This window comes from Leptolyngbya sp. FACHB-671 (genome assembly GCF_014695745.1).
In the GTDB taxonomy this organism is placed as follows: Bacteria; Cyanobacteriota; Cyanobacteriia; order Elainellales; family Elainellaceae; genus JAAUTN01.
The window spans coordinates 106522-122719 of sequence record NZ_JACJOV010000058.1 but is presented as its reverse complement, the minus strand read 5'-3'; the positions used below and the strand labels follow the sequence as shown (position 1 = coordinate 122719).

16 protein-coding genes are annotated in these 16198 nt (G+C 50.0%); 12 read left to right on the top strand and 4 right to left on the bottom strand.

Translation table 11 applies throughout. The annotated features are described in order from the left end of the window. Positions 1-257 precede the first annotated feature (257 nt). From H6F93_RS06425 to accC, 5 genes are all read left to right on the top strand, one after another. Complete coding sequence (locus H6F93_RS06425; RefSeq protein WP_199313517.1) at positions 258-2018, top strand: protein kinase domain-containing protein; 1761 nt, start codon at positions 258-260, stop codon at positions 2016-2018. A 102-nt stretch (positions 2019-2120) separates the two neighbouring features. Beyond that, on the top strand, positions 2121-2819 hold the full coding sequence (gene bchM / locus H6F93_RS06420) for a magnesium protoporphyrin IX methyltransferase (RefSeq protein WP_190642048.1): 699 nt from the start codon (positions 2121-2123) through the stop codon (positions 2817-2819). Positions 2820-3132: 313 nt separating this feature from the next. Continuing rightward, positions 3133-3609: a hypothetical protein gene (locus tag H6F93_RS06415; protein ID WP_190641973.1), complete on the top strand. Its 477-nt coding sequence runs from the start codon at positions 3133-3135 to the stop codon at positions 3607-3609. 273 nt (positions 3610-3882) lie between these two features. Next, on the top strand, positions 3883-4599 hold the full coding sequence (locus H6F93_RS06410; RefSeq protein ID WP_190679752.1) for a biliverdin-producing heme oxygenase: 717 nt from the start codon (positions 3883-3885) through the stop codon (positions 4597-4599). Between the two features lie 286 nt (positions 4600-4885). Beyond that, positions 4886-6241 carry an acetyl-CoA carboxylase biotin carboxylase subunit gene (gene accC, locus H6F93_RS06405; protein ID WP_190641971.1) on the top strand — a complete coding sequence of 452 codons (1356 nt, stop codon included), beginning with the start codon at positions 4886-4888 and terminating at the stop codon, positions 6239-6241. Between the two features lie 129 nt (positions 6242-6370). On the opposite strand, the gene H6F93_RS06400 is transcribed toward accC, so the two are convergent. Then, positions 6371-6658 (bottom strand): YggT family protein, encoded by a 288-nt coding sequence (locus tag H6F93_RS06400; RefSeq protein WP_190641970.1) that lies wholly within the window; start codon positions 6656-6658, stop codon positions 6371-6373. A gap of 183 nt (positions 6659-6841) precedes the next feature. Here H6F93_RS06400 and psbX point away from each other — a divergent pair, with 183 nt between their 5' ends. The 5 genes from psbX (at position 6842) to H6F93_RS06375 (ending at position 11217) form a co-directional block, all read left to right on the top strand. Further along, complete coding sequence (gene psbX, locus H6F93_RS06395; RefSeq protein WP_190641969.1) at positions 6842-6961, top strand: photosystem II reaction center X protein; 120 nt, start codon at positions 6842-6844, stop codon at positions 6959-6961. 367 nt (positions 6962-7328) lie between these two features. Beyond that, entirely contained in the window at positions 7329-8177 is an 849-nt protein-coding gene (locus H6F93_RS06390) for a Ycf66 family protein (protein ID WP_190679751.1), read from the top strand. Positions 8178-8331: 154 nt separating this feature from the next. Beyond that, positions 8332-8745 (top strand): TolB family protein, encoded by a 414-nt coding sequence (locus H6F93_RS06385; protein ID WP_242043325.1) that lies wholly within the window; start codon positions 8332-8334, stop codon positions 8743-8745. 70 nt (positions 8746-8815) lie between these two features. Then, positions 8816-9358 (top strand): TolB family protein, encoded by a 543-nt coding sequence (locus H6F93_RS06380; protein ID WP_347277252.1) that lies wholly within the window; start codon positions 8816-8818, stop codon positions 9356-9358. A gap of 338 nt (positions 9359-9696) precedes the next feature. Continuing rightward, positions 9697-11217 carry a trypsin-like peptidase domain-containing protein gene (locus H6F93_RS06375; RefSeq protein WP_190679750.1) on the top strand — a complete coding sequence of 507 codons (1521 nt, stop codon included), beginning with the start codon at positions 9697-9699 and terminating at the stop codon, positions 11215-11217. Here H6F93_RS06375 and H6F93_RS06370 read toward each other — a convergent pair. Both H6F93_RS06370 and H6F93_RS06365 read right to left on the bottom strand, forming a co-directional pair. Further along, on the bottom strand, positions 11214-11417 hold the full coding sequence (locus H6F93_RS06370) for a CAB/ELIP/HLIP family chlorophyll-binding protein (RefSeq protein ID WP_190641966.1): 204 nt from the start codon (positions 11415-11417) through the stop codon (positions 11214-11216). The genes H6F93_RS06375 and H6F93_RS06370 overlap by 4 nt on opposite strands. A gap of 80 nt (positions 11418-11497) precedes the next feature. After that, positions 11498-12511, bottom strand: coding sequence for a succinate dehydrogenase/fumarate reductase iron-sulfur subunit (locus H6F93_RS06365; protein WP_190679749.1), 1014 nt, complete (start codon positions 12509-12511; stop codon positions 11498-11500). A 925-nt stretch (positions 12512-13436) separates the two neighbouring features. Between H6F93_RS06365 and H6F93_RS06360 the strand changes: the two genes are divergently transcribed. Both H6F93_RS06360 and H6F93_RS06355 read left to right on the top strand, forming a co-directional pair. Further along, positions 13437-13847, top strand: coding sequence for an AbrB/MazE/SpoVT family DNA-binding domain-containing protein (locus H6F93_RS06360; protein WP_190641964.1), 411 nt, complete (start codon positions 13437-13439; stop codon positions 13845-13847). A gap of 248 nt (positions 13848-14095) precedes the next feature. Beyond that, positions 14096-14941 (top strand): CPBP family intramembrane glutamic endopeptidase, encoded by an 846-nt coding sequence (locus H6F93_RS06355; RefSeq protein WP_190679748.1) that lies wholly within the window; start codon positions 14096-14098, stop codon positions 14939-14941. Here the strand turns inward: H6F93_RS06355 and cbiE are convergent. Then, the gene (cbiE, locus tag H6F93_RS06350) at positions 14913-16196 is read right to left on the bottom strand and encodes a precorrin-6y C5,15-methyltransferase (decarboxylating) subunit CbiE (RefSeq protein ID WP_190679747.1); all 1284 of its coding nucleotides are present in this window, start codon (positions 16194-16196) and stop codon (positions 14913-14915) included. The two genes, H6F93_RS06355 and cbiE, sit on opposite strands and share 29 nt — an antisense overlap. Between the last annotated feature and the right edge of the window lie 2 nt (positions 16197-16198).

Genomic DNA, 16198 nt, shown 5'->3' with positions numbered 1-16198 from the left:
GTCCCCAACGAATTTCAACTGAACGGGTGATTCTGTCAAACCGGATCGACCCGTTAGCATCAGGAAAGATGTGAGTAGAACAGAATTTTAATCAGGGTGTATGGGTAGGGGCGAAGCGTTTGGTAGATAAGCTCTGAATTAGAGTAAGGATTTTTGCCCGAACGCTTCGCCCCTACGGAAATGTTTGTACGCCGTTAGCGATCGCCACCTCCCCAGCAAAATTAACAGTCCAACCCACCCAGCCATAGCGCCGCCCTATGGACAGCCAAGCTCCACTGCTGAAACGAGGCAACCGCGCCCTGGCCGCTATTGTGATTACCGATAGCGTCGGTTTTAGTGCCCGCATGTCAAGCGACGAAGAGCATACGCTGAACCTAATTCAGCGTGACCTCCAGATGATGCGACAGATTTGCCAAAACACCGAAGGGCAGGTACTCAAATCCACTGGAGACGGCTTGCTAATGTATTTCGTTAGCGCAGTCCAGGCCGTTGCCTGTGCCATGAAAATTCAGACTACTATCGCTGAGCAGGCAGACCAGCGATCGCCCGAAGACGTGCTAATTCACCGCATTGGCATCCACCTGGGCGACGTGTTTTTTAGCGAAACCGACGTAATGGGCAATGGGGTCAACATTGCCGCTCGTCTGCAAACTGAAGCAAAACCCGGCGGCATCTGCATTTCCCAAACCGTCTACGACGTGGTGAAAGATCGGCTAGTGATGGAAGCGGTCTATGCTGGGCCATTGAAGCTAAAAAACATCCAGCAGCCTGTTCCCGCCTACCAGATTTTGCCTGCCCGTCATTCTGACGCGACTTCCGTCCATCCTTTGGACACTTCAGCCCCTTCTTATCTGCTCGGCTCTGCCTCCGAAGAAACGCTCCTCGACACGATCATTGACGGTCGCTACCAAATTCATCGAGTTCTAGGAAGAGGTGGCTTTGGGCGAACCTACTTAGCCTCAGACATGCAGCGCTTTGGTGATCTGTGCGTTCTCAAAGAATTTGTGCCAACCAGCCGCGCCGACTACACAGTACAAAAGTCGCGCCAACTGTTTGAGCAAGAAGCCAGAGTCCTCTACGAAATTCAGCATCCGCAAATTCCTCGCTTCCTCGCCTGGTTTGCCGAAAAAGGGCGGCTGTTTCTCGTACAGGAATACATTGATGGCAAAACCTACGCCACCCTCTTGAGAGAAAAGCTGCGTCAGGGAGCCGTTTTCTCCGAGGCTGAAGTGACCCGATGGTTGGCTGACTTACTACCCGTTTTAGAGTATCTGCACAGTCTAAACATTGTTCACCGAGACATTTCACCTGACAACGTAATGTTGCCAGATGGTCAAACGCATCCCATGCTGATCGACTTTGGCTTGGTCAAGCAAGCGGTAAATCAAATTTGGGCAGCTTACGCGGAAGATGGTTCAACCGTGAGCCAGGCTTCCTTTGTCGGCAAGCTAGGCTATGCACCACCAGAGCAGATTCGCATGGGGCAGTGTTATCCCTGTAGTGACCTGTATGCACTGGGAGTAACGGCGCTCGTTTTGCTTACGGGGCAAGAGCCGAATACCCTCACCGATCGCGATTCCTTAGAATGGTGCTGGCAGTCCTATGTGCAGGTGAGCGATCGCCTCACCCAAATTCTCAACAAAATGCTGTCTGAAAAGCCCAAAGATCGCTATCAGTCTGCCGCTGAAGTGATGACAGCGCTGGGACTCACAGGCGCAGCCAGCAGCCCTCTTTCCAATCCCTCTGTTCGCTCTAGCCGACCAACAAGCAATGTCACCCAGCAGCAGCGCTCGCCTATTCCCCCTCCTAAACCTTTACCCGTCCTCGATCCTAAATTTGTCGAACGCTGCCGCACCGAGCTAGCCCGCTGCATTGGACCGATGGCAGACTACATCGTGGAAGACATTCTGTCCCAAACGCCTCACCTGAAACCTGAACAACTGGTGCAGGCGATCGCTGCTGAGATTCCCAATTCTAAGCAAGCAGAAGCATTTCAGCAGAAATTGCGATCGCGTTGACGCGATTGAGCAGTTGTACCGCGCATCATTCGTCATAAAGTATAGGAAAGTTTGCTTAAGTCAAACAGCTGTTGCCTACGCTCAAAAAACTTTATGAATTCGATGAACACAGTTAGCGATAAAACAGTGGATGACAAGGCGGTTGTCCAGGAATACTTTAACGCCACAGGCTTTGATCGCTGGCGGCGCATCTACGGCGACGGTGAAGTCAACAAAGTTCAGCTAGATATCCGCAAAGGGCACCAACAGACCGTTGATACCGTGCTGGCATGGCTCCAGGCTGATGGCAATCTAGCAAACTTGACAGTTTGCGATGCGGGTTGTGGAGTCGGCAGTCTCAGCATTCCGCTAGCAGCAGCAGGTGCAAAAGTTTACGCCAGCGATATTTCTGAAAAAATGGTAGGAGAAGCCCAGACCAGAGCCACAACGGAATTGGGGCAGTCAGACAATCCCACCTTTGCCGTGCAAGACCTGGAAGCGCTGAGCGGCAACTATCACACCGTGATTTGCCTCGATGTGCTGATTCACTATCCCCAAGATAAGGCGATCGCCATGATCGATCACCTCAGCAACCTGGCAGACTCTCGCCTGATCCTCAGCTTTGCTCCTAAAACCTTTGCCTACAGCCTGCTGAAAAAAATTGGCGACTTTTTCCCCGGACCCAGCAAAGCAACCCGTGCCTACCTGCACAAAGAATCCAACATCGTCAAAGGGTTGGAGGCAAGAGGTTGGAAAGTACAGCGAAATGCCATGACGAAAACCAGCTTCTACTTCTCTCGGCTACTAGAAGCCACTCGTTAAGCTCTACATCTGGAATAGCGAAAGGCAAAAGGGTGAGGGATGAAAGTCCGTTTCATCCCTCACCCTTTTGCCTCCCTGTAACCTTGTTCACGAACGACAAGGACTCATACCAATTCCAAAAACAGATGGAAGGGCACCCCGCTCCACGGGGTGCCCTTCCATCTGTTTTTGGAGAAACGTTATCATACGGTTGACGCAATCATGGACTAGCCGTTTGAATAGGCAGGCTAGGAGAACAAATTGGCGATCGCCCAGTCTTCTAACTAAGCCTTCTAACTCAGGCTGTAATTCTGACCCCACTCCAGCTAGAGTGATGCGAACAAAAAAACTTTTGGCAGGTCTGTTTCTCGCTGCGGGTTCCGCTATTGTTATCGCCTTCGCCCACAGTGTCATCACCGGAGACACTGGAACCAGATCCTCCCGACTAGTGGGAGGACTCCTATTTGGGGCACCCCCAATTGCCCTGGGAGGCTGGCTACTCGTTGGCGCATCCCGTCCTAACCCACGCCACGATCACATTAATTTACGTTCTATTTTTTACCGGTTGCTCAAGCAAAACAGCGGATATTTAACCGTGACGCAATTTGCTGCTGCTGCCAACCTGCCCAGAATGACTGCACAATCCTATCTGGATGAGAGAGCCAAAGAATTTGATGCCAAATTTGCCGTCAGCAAAGACGGTAGCCTTGCCTATCAGTTCTACGTGCAAGACCAAAAAGGGGCGCATCTCACCGAAACCTTACGCGAACGACTCGCCAACTCTGACTTTAACGACATCACCATCATGTAAGGTGCTAGCTCTAAGCAGTTTGTGAAAACACCTGTCCGGCGGTAAGGTGTTTTCACAAACTGCTTATGAAGCCGACAAGCATGAAGCTAACAAGGTTGTATGGCTAGCGAAGATTGTCGCGTAAGAATTTTTAACAAAATCTCTCATCAAATCGGATTACTCTAACGATTTGGGAAGCTTTTTAACATTGTTTCTTAGCATTGTTAAGTAGCCTTGTTAAGCTTCGGCACTCCAGCAGGCAAATTTAATGTTGGGATTAGTAGGACTTTAATAATGACCAGTAATTTAGCAACCAAGCTGCGAGAGGGCACCAAAAAGGCCCATACAATGGCTGAGAACGTCGGCTTTGTGAAGTGCTTTCTCAAAGGAGTTGTAGAAAAGAACTCCTACCGAAAGCTGGTCGCCGACCTCTATTTTGTCTACTCGGCAATGGAAGAAGAAATGGAGCGCCATCAGCAGCATCCAATCGTTTCTAAAATCCATTTCCCAGAGCTAAATCGCAAGGAAAGTCTGGAGCGCGACCTGCACTTTTACTACGGAAACAACTGGCGCGACCAAATTGCTCCGACCCCTGCGGCTAAAGAATATGTAGAGCATATTCGTCAGGTCTCTGCAACGCAGCCTGAGCTACTCGTAGCACATTCCTACACCCGCTACCTGGGTGACCTGTCAGGCGGTCAAATCCTCAAAGGCATTGCCCAGCGTGGCATGAACCTGAGCAACGGTGAAGGAACCGCTTTCTACGAATTCAAAGACATTCCTGACGAAAAGCAGTTCAAAGCAAAATATCGTCAGGCAATGGATGAATTGCCTGTGGATGAGGCGACTGCCGATCGCATTGTTGACGAAGCAAATGCCACCTTCGGCATGAATATGAAAGTCTTCCAGGAACTTGAAGGCAACCTGATTAAGGCGATCGGTCAAATGCTGTTTAACAGCCTCACCCGTCGTCGCGGTCGCGGCAGCACCGAGTTGGCAACTGCTGACTAACTCATCAAGCTCTAAGCTCCTATCCTAAAAACTATTTGGGGAGGTTAATTTTTCGTAGACTAGCCTGCGAAAAATTAACCTCCCCAAGTTGCTTTAAGCCTGGTGGTAAGACAAGCTACAAGCGGTGTCTGCCGCATGATAGGATTAACTACTGGTTACGGACTTCCGATCCCTGTCTCTAAACATTTGAGTGGCTAGATGCCTTCGTCATTTCGCTGAAGCATGACTTCCCAGGGTGACTCGGAAAAGTTTGTCTCGCCTGACCCTCACCCGCTAAAGCTGGAAGATGCGTTTTTCCAAAATTTTGATTGCCAACCGTGGGGAAATTGCCCTTCGCATCCTTCGTACCTGCGAAGAGATGGGAATTGCCACCGTTGCCGTTCACTCCACAATCGATCGCAATGCGTTACATGTTCAGCTGGCAGATGAGGCGGTCTGCATCGGTGAGCCTCCCAGCAGCAAAAGCTATTTGAATATTCCCAATATTATTGCCGCAGCCCTGACTCGCAACGCTACTGCGATCCACCCGGGGTATGGTTTTTTGGCAGAAAACGCCCGTTTTGCTGAAATTTGCGCCGATCACCAGATTGCCTTTATCGGTCCTTCCCCTGAAGCAATGCGGGCAATGGGCGACAAATCAACTGCAAAAGAAACGATGCAGCGGATTGGTGTGCCTACTGTACCCGGAAGTGATGGGCTGCTAACCGATGATCAGGAAGCCTTGGCGATCGCCAACAAAATTGGCTATCCCGTCATCATTAAAGCAACAGCGGGCGGCGGCGGTCGCGGAATGCGTCTAGTTCGAGATGAAAGCGAATTAGTGAAATCTTTTCTAGCGGCTCAGGGTGAGGCGGATGCCGCTTTTGGTAACCCCGGCGTTTATCTAGAAAAATTCATCGAACGACCCCGTCACATCGAGTTTCAAATTCTTGCTGACAGCTACGGCAACGCCATTCACCTGGGAGAGCGAGACTGTTCCATTCAGCGACGGCACCAAAAGCTGCTAGAAGAAGCTCCCAGCGCTGCTCTCACCGCAGAACTGCGCGAAAAAATGGGATCTGCTGCTGTCCGGGTCGCTCAAGCGATCAACTACACGGGTGCAGGCACTATCGAATTTCTGCTTGACCAATCGGGACATTTTTATTTCATGGAGATGAACACCCGCATTCAGGTTGAGCATCCCGTCACCGAGATGATTACTGGCTTAGATCTAATTGCTGAGCAAATTCGCGTCGCCCAGGGAGAAAAGCTACGTCTGACACAGGAGCAGGTGGTATTTCGCGGACATGCGATCGAGTGCCGCATCAATGCTGAAGATCCTGACTACAACTTTCGTCCGCACCCCGGACGCATTAGCGGCTATTTGCCTCCTGGCGGTCCCGGCGTGCGAATTGATTCCCATGTTTACACCGACTACGAAATTCCGCCCTACTATGACTCGTTGATTGGCAAGCTGATTGTCTGGGGACCCGATCGCCCTGCCGCAATTCAACGAATGAAGCGAGCCTTACGAGAATGCGCGATCACAGGTTTACCCACCACGATTGGCTTTCACCAAAAAATTCTGGAAACTGCCGAATTTGGGCAGGGCAAGATCTACACCAACTTTGTTGAGCAAATGATGCGTCCCCCCGAAAAGTAAGTCTGTAGATGCGAAGCATTCGGTCAAGATTCAGTACAATGACCGACATTTTGATCGAACGCTTTGCCCCTAACCCGCTAGAACTCAAGCATTTTCAGTCTTGCAGTAATTTCCTGCCTGGAAATTGCCTCAGTAAGCCATCATCGTCAGTAGCCCCTGCTGCCCCAGCAAAATTTCACGCAGCAGACTAAAAATTCCAACCCAAATAATAGGGGTGATGTCTACTCCACCTAAAGGAGGCACAAGCTTACGCAGTGGGATCAAAAAAGGTTCTGTGGGCAAAGCCACCAGAATGAATGGCATCCGATTCAGTTCGGCTTGAGGATACCAGGTCAAGACGATGCGAATAATGAACAACAAAATCAGTAGCCCCAACAGAGGAGCCAAAACCCAATTGGCGATCGCAACAGAGGTCATAGGTGCTAAAAATTAAGCTTTGTAACCGAGTCTATTCATATTCTACCGCCCCTCGAACGTGGCTTTAGACCTGCTCCAACTTAGAATTGCAGTAAAATCTAAAGTCAAATAGACTTCTCAAAGGATTAACAGCCCGATAAGATTATTAATGAAATAGCCTTCCAAATTTGGGGATCAAAACTCATGACACCATCTTTAGCAAATTTCCTATACAGCCTGCTTGCAGGAGCAGTCATCATCATTATTCCAGCAACCGTTGCCCTGATCTTCATTAGCCAAAGAGACAAGATCCAGCGCTCTTAGTCGGATGAGGTTATTTGACTCAGGTTTATGAATTGAGCAGAGCCAGAGATTTTCAGAGTAGAAGTCATTTGATTCTGAAAATCCCTGGCTTTGTAGGTCTAAGCTTCCGCATGACTTTTAGGACTGTTCAGATAAGCTTCTAACCCAACTCCTGAAGTTTTAGTGTCTAGTTAGTCTTGACACAGAGCAGTATCCTCATTTAGCTTGGCTAGTTAATGCTTGTAGCGGTTTGGCTGAAAGACTTAGGTCAGTCAGCGATTCGGTTAGAGTAGAGATCATTACAAAATCAACAAGCGAATTGGTTAAACAAGCAAATCGATTTAACTAAAAGTCGCTTAGGATTAGGACATACTTACGGAGAACTGCAATGGTGGATGCTGGGCTGGGTTTGAACAGCATGATTACCCCGACGCTAGCAACGGTCAACATCATCTCAAACGCAAGTAGCCTTGTGGGGGTTGGTTTGGCCCTCTCAGGCGTAGGGCTTTATTTCCTGCGTTCGGTGCGCCCTAACCTGGCGCGAGATCATGACATTTTCTTTGCAGCAGTGGCGCTGGTTTGCGGTGGCATTCTGTTCTTCAATGGCTGGCGGCAAGACCCGATTTTGCAGTTTGGTCAGTTTATGCTGACGGGTTCTGCCATTTTCTTTGCGGTTGAGAGCATTCGTCTGCGGGCTGTCGCTACAGAGCAGGCAAAGCGCACAACGCCTGTTGTCGATGATGATCGTCCTGTGAGCCGGGTTTATCGGGCTGAGTTAGACGAACTGGACGCCCTAGATGAAGAACCTCGGCCTATCACCCGCCGGATCAGAGGCACACGCGATGCTCGCCCAAGTGACGAGTACGGTGAGGAAGTGCGTCGTCGTCCATCCAGCCGAGGCAGCAGCGATCGCCTCGGTTCTGGTGACCCTTACAGTGATGCGTCAAGCCGCCCTCGTCGCCGTCGTCCTCCCTCTAGTGGAACCGAGCGTCCAGTGTCCCGCCGTCCTGATGTAGACGAGTACTGGGGTGATACAGAGGACAAACCGATTCGCAGCAGTCGTCCTAGCCGCAGTTCCGATTCTCCCCCATCTTCAAGACCCAGAAGAACCCGCCCTCCTCAAGATGCGCCTCGCCGCAGTCGAGTTGAGTCAGAGCGATCGCCCTCTGACTACGTTGACTATCAGCCAATTGATTACACCAGCGAAGACCAGGATAATCCACGTGATTATGATTAGCGACAACTAAACGCTAGCTCCTCAAGTGGCCAGGCATTTTGGCATTTTCAAGCGCTTTCAGCAGTGGATAGGGTTAAGCATTGGCTTGATCCTGTTCACTTTTCTTATTAACTGCCAACAAGACGTAGCTTGGGCTGATGACTCCTTAAACGGTTTGAACAGCCTGTATAGCGATGAGCAACCAGCCTTAAGCGGCAATGGGCAATTTATTGCTTACGTATCTAACCGAAACGGTACTCGCAGTCTTCTGCTGTTTGACTTGAAAAGTCAGGAATTTGTCGATTTGCCTCGGTTAAATCGCCCGGATGCGATCGCCGAAAACCCCGGCGTTAGCAACACAGCCCGCTACATTGTGTACGTTGCAAGCGATCGCGGTAGAGCCGATATTGAGTTATATGACTGCGTTACCGAACAAGTCCAGGTTCTCACGGCTGGCTACCGAGGCTGGGTCAGACATCCCAGCATTAGCCCCAACGGACGCTACATTACCTTTGAGACGGGCAGCAACGGACAGTGGGATATTGAAGTGATTGATCGAGGCACAAGAGTTGAGCTAGATGTTCTGTAGAGTGAAGTCAGAGAATTAAACCGCAATTCCTCCTTGTCCCGCTCCGCCTTGCCCCCTCCGTCTTGCTCCTGTGAAACCTGCTGCTGTGAGATCTGTTTTAGCGATTTTAGTTTTGGCGATCGCCCTGTCTGCTCTGCTGATTGGTTGTTCAGGCCCACACTATCTCAGCTTTCCCTTTGACCCCAACGGACGCAGCCTCAACAGCCCCTATGCAGAACTATCTCCTAAAGCTGCTAGCAGACATCTTGTTTTTGTCTCAGACCGAGCAGGCAGTCAAGATGTCTATGTGTATGACCTAATCGGGCGGCAATTGCTCGACTTACCTGAACTCAACAGTCTAGATATGACTGTTGCCGATCCAGACATTTCTGAAGATGGTCGCTACATTGTTTTTGCAGGGAATCGGCAGGGCGAATCTAATATTTATCTGTATGATCGCCAACTGTATCAGCTTCGCAGTCTCACCAACGCTCTTAAAGCTGAAGTTCGTAACCCCAGCATTAGCGCTGATGGCAGCACTATCGCCTTTGAATCCAACGCTCAGGGGCAGTGGGACATCTTAATTTATACCCGTGCTGGCGATCCCCTAGACATTCCCATGAATCCCCGCTGAGGTTAGAGGAGGTTCGAATTTGATCTGTACGCTAGCACTTATAACATTTCTCTAGATGGGAGGGCACCCCGCGACGCGGGGTACCCTCCCATCTGTAACCCTAATTTTTGAGTTGGTATTACGCCTCAAAAAGTGATTCGTGCTGGAAGATTATTTCTTATTTAAATCTTCATTGCAACAGCGATAGCTGTCACACAAACCCTACCCAACCCTATCCCGGATAGCCAAAATAGAAGGATGAAGAAGGTATCGGATAAACGGAATCGGCGATCGCCACCAGGTATCTCCTGAATAGCTCTTTGAAATCTGTTCCCTAGCAGTTGCACCACAATTCCAGCATGAACATCAAACTCCTCAGCCGTGTAGCCACATCAGGAATCATCGCAGCAGGAACTGCCATTGGTCTCACCACCCTTGATGCATTTGTTCCGGTTGACCTGCTGAACGTTACTAATTTGGGTCAGCCCCGCTCCAACCAAGCGCTGGCTCAAGATGTGGAAGAAGATACCAACGTTCGGGTCTATGAAACGGCAAGTCCAGCGGTTATTTCTGTAAATGCAGGAGACGGTTCAGGTAGTGGCAGCATCATTAGCCCAGACGGACTGATTCTGACCAATGCCCACGTTGTGGCAGGTAGCCGTACGGTGACAGTGCGTTTGTCGGACGGTAGAGAGGTTCAGGGCGATGTTATTGCGTTTGGGGAAGAGGGATTAGACTTAGCCGCAGTTCGGTTACGAGGACAGAGCAATTTGCCCTACTTAAGGTTGGCTAACTCTGGCTCTGTACGCGTTGGGCAAAGAGCCTTTGCGATCGGCAACCCCTTTGGACAGTTTCAAAATACTTTTACAGTGGGTATTGTCAGTCGAATTGACCAGGATCGGGGACTGATTCAAACTGACGCAGCAATTAACCCCGGCAACTCTGGTGGACCCCTCCTGAATAACCGAGGAGAATTGGTTGGAGTTAACACCTCCATTTTTACAACGGGTAGCACTGCGGGAAATATCGGCATTGGGTTTGCCATTTCAGTCGATCGCGTTCAGCCATTCCTCACAGCAGTGCGAGAAGGAAGTGCCCCCACTGTTGCTCAAACCAACCGCCCACAAATTAATCGTCCGCCTGAAGCGATCGCAGTCAACGGTCCAATTGTTAGGGGTAATCTAGGCGACGGCAGCAATGTCTTACCAGTAGACAACAGCTACTTCAACCTTTACACCTTTGAAGGCAGAGCCGGACAGCAGATCGAAATCACAATGAGTAGCAACCAATTGGATGCTTACCTGATCTTGCTGGCACCCGATGGTAGCGATCTGACTCAAGATGACGACAGTGCTGGCGGTACCAACGCTAGGCTAGCAACGACTTTGCCAGCTAACGGAACTTATACAATCCTGGCAAACTCCTATGCAGCAGGGGAATCAGGAGATTATGAATTGCGCGTAGCTTCGGCTGGGTCAACCCCTCAACCGCAAGCGGGGCAACCGCCCGTCCAAGAACAACAGCCTCGGCAGCAACAGCAACCCACCCCATCCGGCGTAATCTTGCAGGAGCAAGGGGTACTTAGCCCTGGTGGCCCAACGTTATCTGACAATAGCCTCTACCGCGAACATGTTTTTCGCGCAACGCAGGGGCAGACGGTGACAGTCACGATGGAGAGTACAGAATTTGACACCTACCTGATCCTGGTGAACGAGCAGGGCGAACCACTCGAACAAAATGACGATCGGTGCCAGCAACAAACGCCAGAGTGCCGCAACTCTGAAATTAGAGTTACGCTACCCCAAACGGGTACCTATCGGGCGATCGCTAATGCCTACGATGCCAACGGTCAAGGGCGCTATACCCTCACAGTGCGCTAGCGTAGCCCCAGCCAGGTAAAGAAATCTTCGCGAGTAAGCAGCTCCAAAATCAGTAGCGCAAAGAACCCGATCATGGCAAATCGCCCATTGATCCGCTCAGCATAGGGTGTCCAGCCGAAGCCAGGCTCAGGCTGGACAGCCGTTTCGGCTGTGGAATCTGGAGTAACTTCGGGTGTGGGTGTGATTTTTTCAGAAGTCATAGGAATTGAGTCATTCAGAATAGGAATTTTGAGCATTCGTAAGAAATGCTAATCCACTAAAGGATTCTAAAGGGCTGTTGCTAGTTTGACTGCGACTCCAGATTTTGCACAGATTCGATTAGCGATCGCACCTCTGCTGCCCCCTCAGATGGCTCAAATTCTAAAGGAAACTTCCCTCGAACCAGCATCCGCAAGCCCAAAGGTCCAAGGCTAGCTAAACCTCGCAAGTCCCTAAACGAATCACCAACTACTTTTAGTCCAAACTGGCGCTCGTCAATCCAGCCGCCCTGCTTCACCAAATCAATCAAAACCTTGCGGTGCCGCACCGAACGGCTACTGCGCTCATCCTTGCGGTCTAAAATTTCCTGTTTGATTTTGCCAATCTGATCCATTGGCGCAACGTCCATCGGGCAAACCGCATTGCAGTAATAGCAGCGTGTACAGCCCCACACTCCATGAGTGCCCTGGTTGTAGTTTTCTAGCCGAGCTTCCGTCTGGTCGTCCCTGGAGTCAGCCACCATTCGAGCCGCTTTTGCCAGCGCATGAGGCCCAACAAAATCTGCATTCACCTCTCGCGCATTGCATTCTGAATAGCAGGCTCCACAGAGAATGCAGTTGCCATTTTGATTCAGGCGATCGCGCTCTTCTGGAGTTTGCAAAAACTCACGTTCTGGTACCTGTCGCGCCTTAGTGCTGACATACGGCTCAACCGCCTCGAGGTTATCCCAGAAGCTCTGCATATCTACCACCAAATCTTTAATCACGGGCATATTTCCCATTGGGGCAACCGTGATTGTTGGAAGTTCGGACTCATGATTCGAAGTTGCAGACGCTTGGATTTGTTGCAACCGAGCAATTTCGCTACCAATACTTTCCTTACAGGCTAGGGCAGACCGACCGTTAATTCGCATTCCACAACTGCCACAAATCGTGTTGCGACAGTTTTTCCGAAACGCCAAAGTACCGTCCTGTTCCCACTTAATTCGATTCAGACAATCTAAAACCGTATTGCCGGGGTCAACTTCTAATTCGTAAGTTTGGATTCGTGGAGTGCCGTCTAACTCCTGCCGAACCACTTTAAACAAAACTTGCATAGTCAAAGCAAATTCCAGACTATTGATACTCAGCACTGATGCAATCTTTTGTAGTGATTAGTCAGTGCTTCTATATCTATAGTCTAAGCCGAAACTCCTTGAAACTCCTTTGACAAGGAGAATAACTTCACCTAATGCGCGGCGGGATAATGAAAGAGAGCAGCCAAAAACGCCTTGACCACAACCTCCCACAATCGTTTCCTAAAGGATCACTCTTTCGTATTTATCACTACCAACCGCAAAACAACACCGATACAATCCAACTTAGGTAGCGAGATCAGGGTAAGGATTGCGAGTGTCTAGGTAAAGATTACGCTGCTTACAATCACCGCTTATTTAGAACTAACCCCTACGCAATTTCTGAGTCAGATGGTTTGTGAAATCACGTCATTGGAGAGCGAATGCCTTGATAAACTTTCCAGGATTGCTACCAGCATGAGGGGAAGTAAATGAGTGCAACATCTAGTCTTTACATGGCTTTTTTGCTTTTTGGAGTTGACAGTTCTCAGCAATCATGTATCAACTTTTAATCGCTCTTAGGATTGAAATCAACTATCTGATCTACTTCTGATATTGATTAACCTCCAAATTTTGCCCCATGGATTTGACATACAGATCTCTACGGCTGAGATTAGGGAGATCGGCAATAAGTACCTTAGCTTAATTAGCAATGCACACTGCTAAGAAACGCGATGAAAACTCTAACTTAGCAATATAGGGTTAAGCCAATCCCGATACTCCTAAATTAGGCTTTCAGATTTTGCATAGGCTTTAAGCAGAGCATGATGTTTAACTAGTCTATTGTTTAGGTTCTTCAGTAAATTCTTGTCATATCAGTGACCTTTAGGGCTATATTTTTATATAGAAAAGGTTGGCATTAGCTCTAATTTGCTATCTTGAAGTCTGAAAGGACACCTTAAAGAAGATGACTGAAACTGTAACGGCTCCTTTAACCGGAAAAGCGCTACTTCAAAAAGTAAAAGAACTTTCCCACTTGCCTCGTCGAGAAAAAGCGAGACGGTGCGGATACTATACAGTTGGCAAAAACAATCAGACCCGAGTTAATCTTGCAGATTTTTTTGAAGCCGTACTAGCAGCCAAAGGAACTCCTTTGAGTGCAGAGGGCACAAAAGATGGACGGGGTCGAGAACCAACCTATCGAGTCAGTGTTCATAAGAATGGGCAGATAGTTATTGGTGCAACTTACACCGAAAAAATGGGATTAAAGCCAGGTGATGAGTTTGAGATTAAGTTAGGCTACAAGCACATTCACCTCATTCAGATTGATAGTGATAGAAATGGTTCGATTGACCTGGATGAGGATGAAGATCTCTAAAAAGCGAATGCTTTGATCGTGGTTTGTCAAGACCAACTTTGGGCTGTAATCCTCTCAAGATAAATAAGTAGATAAGTAAGCTAATCATTAATACTTGGAGAAATTACCGTTCAAATCTAAATCTACGCATGACCGTTCACATCAGAAATATGCATGAAGGCTCATGCCGTTGAGCAATCTGTATCCAATTCGTCTTGTTTTGGTACACCCTTTCCCGACTTTTGCTCGAAAGTTCTAGGCTGTTCGGTATGAGCTTTGCAGTTTTGACTAAAGCCCCTGCGCTGTTAAAGATCTTCATTTTCTTTCTCACCTGGGCGATCGCTTGGCTACCCATTGCGATACCGCTGGCGATCGCACTTCACTGGCATCCTCCAAAACCCCTTGCCCCCTCGCAAAAACTGCCACTGCTAGCCTCGCTTTACCTGCTAGCACCTGCAATTTTGTGGGGGGCAGCCCATTTAGAGGGGACATCATTCGCCGATTACGGCTTGTCCTGGAATTCAGCGGTACCGGGTTCAGTAGGGTTAGGGTGGCTGCTGGGGGTATTGGGTTTAGCAATTCTATTTGTGGTTCAGCAAGCTCTGGGTTGGCTGCGCTGGCAGCGCCCGATTCAAACTAAGGCGGAAGGCAACCATGCTGCCACTGCTTTGCTTCAGCTGTTGCTGCCGACTTTGCTCTTAGGATTGTGGGTGAGTGTTACAGAAGAGTTAATTTTTCGCGGGTTTCTGATTAATCAGCTCCAGCAGGACTATTCTGTCTGGATGGCAGGGGCGATCGCCAGCCTAATTTTTGCGCTGCTACATCTAGTTTGGGAGGGCAAAGAAAATATTCCTCAACTGCCAGGACTGTGGTTGATGGGAATGGTGCTGGTGCTGGCGCGATGGGTGGACGGCGGCAGTCTGGGTTTAGCCTGTGGGCTTCATGCTGGATGGATTTGGGCGATCGCTAGCCTGGATGCAATGGGGGCGATCGCTTACACCGGAAGCGGCTCAACCTGGTTCACTGGATTAGGCGGCAAACCGCTAGCTGGAGTAATGGGCATTTTGTTTCTATTAGCCACAGGGGCTATTCTGTGGGAGTTTGGCTTAGCGTGAGCAGCGTCACCGGGTTGAGTGGCGTAAATCGGGTTAACGATCCCACTGGCACCGAGCGAGAAAGCTGCGCCTGAAGCAAATGGTGCTGCCAGCGTTTGGATTGGGGAAGCTGATCCCGCCATAGCAAAGCCGTAGTGAGACGTTCTAGCGTCGCCAGAGCAAGCACCAGAACCCCTTTGGGGGCTATCCGTTGGGCGCAAAGATCAAGAATTTCGCTCAGGTTGCCGCCACTGCCACCAATAAAGATACGGTCTGGGTTTGGCAAGTTGTGCAGTGCGTCGGGAGCGCTGCCGTGAACTGAGGTAATGTTTTTCACCTGAAAGCGATCGCAATTCTGCTGAATTAGGGCAGTTCCAGCGGCGGTTTGCTCAATTGCGTAGATCTGCGACTGCGGAAACAGGCGAGCAATCTCGATGGAGACAGAGCCCGTGCCTGCGCCAATATCCCAGATTACCTGTCCCGGTTGCAGTGCCAGTTCGCCCAAAACCAGCAGCCGAATTTCACGCTTAGTCATCAATCCAGGGCGATCGCGAAAGCTGAAAAAACTCTGATCGGGCAGTCCCAAGGCAGGTAACTGTTCCAAAGTTAGAGCTTTCTGTCGATCGGTGCGGAGCAGCACAACTACATTCAGGGGCGCAAAATCCTTCTCAGCTAACTCGTTGGCGGGGAAGGTTTGAATGCGTTCCTCGTTGCCTCCCAGGTTTTCACAGACCCAAATCTCATACTCGCTGGGCAAGTCCAGCGCTAATAGCAGCCGGGCGATCGCCCCAGGCGTATTCTTAGGATCGGTTAGCACAGCAATTTTGTCTTTGCCCTGCTGCAATGCCTGGGTGAGTTGCTCAAGCGATCGCCCATGCGCGCTGATTAGTTCTGCGTCCTGCCAGGAAACTTTGACTCGACTAAATGCAAGCTGCACGGAACTGAGATGCGGGTGAAAGGTAATTTGGTCGGGCGGCAGTTCTGCTAGCAGCAGGCGACCGAGCCCGAAGAAGAGGGGATCGCCGGAGACGAGGACAGCGATTGAGGGGCTAGGGGCTAGGGGCGGGGGGCTAGGGGAAGGGAGGAGGGTGCGGAGGGTGGCGATCGCCTGATGGAAGTCTCCCAGGATGAGACGCTGGGCGGGGTGGTGGGGGAAGTAGCTGAGGTGGCGATCGCTGCCGACTAGCAGGGTGGCTTGTTGGATCAGCTTTTGCACTGAGTCAGGGAGTCCTGCTGCACCGTCTAGCCCGATGCCAATAACCTGGATAGGTGTCATGT

What these genes read in the sequence shown, in the direction of transcription:
- H6F93_RS06365 (WP_190679749.1), bottom strand. Translation starts at nt 12,511, where the DNA reads ATGCAAGTTTTGTTTAAAGTGGTTCGGCAGGAGTTAGACGGCACTCCA.
- accC (WP_190641971.1), top strand. Translation starts at nt 4,886, where the DNA reads ATGCGTTTTTCCAAAATTTTGATTGCCAACCGTGGGGAAATTGCCCTT.
- H6F93_RS06375 (WP_190679750.1), top strand. Translation starts at nt 9,697, where the DNA reads ATGAACATCAAACTCCTCAGCCGTGTAGCCACATCAGGAATCATCGCA.
- H6F93_RS06360 (WP_190641964.1), top strand. Translation starts at nt 13,437, where the DNA reads ATGACTGAAACTGTAACGGCTCCTTTAACCGGAAAAGCGCTACTTCAA.
- H6F93_RS06415 (WP_190641973.1), top strand. Translation starts at nt 3,133, where the DNA reads ATGCGAACAAAAAAACTTTTGGCAGGTCTGTTTCTCGCTGCGGGTTCC.
- H6F93_RS06390 (WP_190679751.1), top strand. Translation starts at nt 7,329, where the DNA reads ATGGTGGATGCTGGGCTGGGTTTGAACAGCATGATTACCCCGACGCTA.
- H6F93_RS06425 (WP_199313517.1), top strand. Translation starts at nt 258, where the DNA reads ATGGACAGCCAAGCTCCACTGCTGAAACGAGGCAACCGCGCCCTGGCC.
- H6F93_RS06355 (WP_190679748.1), top strand. Translation starts at nt 14,096, where the DNA reads ATGAGCTTTGCAGTTTTGACTAAAGCCCCTGCGCTGTTAAAGATCTTC.
- H6F93_RS06370 (WP_190641966.1), bottom strand. Translation starts at nt 11,417, where the DNA reads ATGACTTCTGAAAAAATCACACCCACACCCGAAGTTACTCCAGATTCC.
- cbiE (WP_190679747.1), bottom strand. Translation starts at nt 16,196, where the DNA reads ATGACACCTATCCAGGTTATTGGCATCGGGCTAGACGGTGCAGCAGGA.
- psbX (WP_190641969.1), top strand. Translation starts at nt 6,842, where the DNA reads ATGACACCATCTTTAGCAAATTTCCTATACAGCCTGCTTGCAGGAGCA.
- bchM (WP_190642048.1), top strand. Translation starts at nt 2,121, where the DNA reads ATGAACACAGTTAGCGATAAAACAGTGGATGACAAGGCGGTTGTCCAG.
- H6F93_RS06410 (WP_190679752.1), top strand. Translation starts at nt 3,883, where the DNA reads ATGACCAGTAATTTAGCAACCAAGCTGCGAGAGGGCACCAAAAAGGCC.
- H6F93_RS06400 (WP_190641970.1), bottom strand. Translation starts at nt 6,658, where the DNA reads ATGACCTCTGTTGCGATCGCCAATTGGGTTTTGGCTCCTCTGTTGGGG.